The following is a 1,963-nucleotide window of genomic DNA, read 5'->3' on the forward strand; positions in this document are numbered from 1 at the left end:
CCTCGGCGAGGGAGCGACACGCCGCGGACCTGGCCGGATGCGCTCAGCCGATTCCCACCACTCCCCGGGACTTACCCGCTCAAACGGTTGCTCGCCGATGCCGAGTTGGAGAAGGACGCGCTGCGGGAGATCGCCAAGGGAAAATTCTGAGCCCGACCGCCAAACGCGCCGCGATCACCATGCTCACCGGCACTATGCAGATGTCGGAGCGGTTCGCGTGCAAGGTCGTTGGGCTCTCCCGATCGGTTTACCGGCGGTTGCCGTTGGCGCAGACACCGGACGATCCGGATGCCGATCTGCGCGCAGAGCTGCGCAGATATGCCCGCAAGCATCCGCGGCACGGCTTCCGGCGAGCATGGGCGTGGCTGCGCTACGACCAGGGCATCGAGGTAAACAAGAAGAAGATCCACCGCCTGTGGAAGGAAGAAGGGCTGCAGGTCCGGCGTGCTCCACGCCGCAAACGTGCCGGCCTGTCCTCGGTTCCGATCGTCGACGCGGATGCTCCGAATGTGGTGTGGGCATTGGACTTCCAGTTCGACTCGACCATCGACGGCAAGACGGTGAAGATCGCGTCGATGGTCGACGAACATACCCGGATGTCGTTGTTGAACATCGTGGACCGCTCGATCACCGCCGACCGGTTGATCGAGGGCTTGGAGAAGGCGTTCGCGATGTGGGGTGGGCCGCCGCTGGTGCTGCGGATGGACAATGGGCCTGAGTTTATCTCGGAAGCGCTGCGGGACTTCTGTGCTGGGTCGGTGGGGATGTCCTACATTCCGCCGGGCACGCCGTGGAACAACGGGTTCATCGAGTCGTTCAACAACCGGTTGCGCGATGAGTGTCTCAACCGAAACTACTGGCCCACTCTGCTCGAGGCCCGGGTGGTGATCGAGGACTTCAAGGACGACCACAATCACCGGCACCGTCATTCGGCGCTGGGGTACCGAACTCCTGCCGAGTACGCTGCCGGATGCACTCACCGGCACCAGCCGGTGGCGTGTGAGATCGACTGATCGACTGCAAGTAGGAATCGGCTCTAGAACCGACCGGACCGACTATCGGGGACCTGCCATTCACACAGATCGCGGAACTGGTCCCGGATCTTCTGCACTGCCCGGCCAGGATCGTGCGCCCGATCGTCCAGCAGCGGCTGTAGCAGCGCGTTCGTGATGAAGGCACGTGTCGTCGATACACCGGCGTCGTCGAGGCGCTTGAGGATCTCCGTCATGAAGTAGTCGTGGACCTCGGAAGCATCCGGGATGTCGCTGGCCAGCAGGAGAGCGATCATGTTCTCAAGGTGGCTCAGAGTCTCGCTTTGCGCTGTGGTCGTGTCGACGCCGTGCTTCCACCGTGCCCAGGACTCCACCTTGGCCAAGAGCTCGGTTGCTTCGTCGACATACGCTTTATCCGGTTGCCCGTCACCGAATCCGGGTTCATCGAACGGACCATACTTCTTGGCCAGGTGCTGCCGGAGCGTCCTGCCGTCGTCGACGGTCATCGCGATGAACCGAAGCACGTCCACCGCGGACAACTGGCTCTGCGAGCCGTCGAAGAGGACCCGGAGGCGGTACCGGTAGCCGAGATAGCTTTGGGGCGCTCCGTCGTGGAAGGCATCGAAATATCCGAGCGCCGTTCGTGTTTCGTCCGTGTGGGCGCGGTGGGGTTGATCCTCGGCGATGAGGTCGGCGACCTGGTCGAGCAGATCGGTGGACGTGGTATGCGGGGGATTGTGCACCGTCACTCCTCGGGGTGTCTTCCGTCGAGCTGCGTTCATCGACGCAGGTAGGGGCGCTGAAGTTCGTGTTCTTCCCGGTCGATACATCGTTGACCGGGAAGAACACGCACACGACCGGTGAACGGGTGCCGACGGATCGGGGCTGGGGCTGGGGTAAGTCCCGGGAAGTGGTGGGAATCGGCTGAGCGCATCCGGCCAGGTCCGCGGCGTGTCGCTCCCTCGCCGAGG

General features: G+C 63.4%; 3 protein-coding genes. 2 read left to right on the forward strand and 1 reads right to left on the reverse strand.

Translation table 11 applies throughout. The annotated features are described in order from the left end of the window. Positions 1–200: 200 nt before the first annotated feature. Positions 201–1,013 carry an IS3 family transposase gene (locus HF886_RS20810; protein WP_240955260.1) on the forward strand — a complete coding sequence of 271 codons (813 nt, stop codon included), beginning with the start codon at positions 201–203 and terminating at the stop codon, positions 1,011–1,013. A 23-nt stretch (positions 1,014–1,036) separates the two neighbouring features. On the opposite strand, the gene HF886_RS20815 is transcribed toward HF886_RS20810, so the two are convergent. Beyond that, positions 1,037–1,735 (reverse strand): hypothetical protein, encoded by a 699-nt coding sequence (locus HF886_RS20815; RefSeq protein ID WP_169653379.1) that lies wholly within the window; start codon positions 1,733–1,735, stop codon positions 1,037–1,039. Between the two features lie 14 nt (positions 1,736–1,749). Here HF886_RS20815 and HF886_RS20820 point away from each other — a divergent pair, with 14 nt between their 5' ends. Next, positions 1,750–1,920, forward strand: a complete 171-nt coding sequence (locus HF886_RS20820; protein ID WP_169653380.1) for a hypothetical protein — start codon at positions 1,750–1,752, stop codon at positions 1,918–1,920. Positions 1,921–1,963 lie beyond the last annotated feature (43 nt).

Source organism: Rhodococcus sp. 105337 (genome assembly GCF_012844225.1).
Taxonomy (GTDB): domain Bacteria; phylum Actinomycetota; class Actinomycetes; order Mycobacteriales; family Mycobacteriaceae; genus Rhodococcus.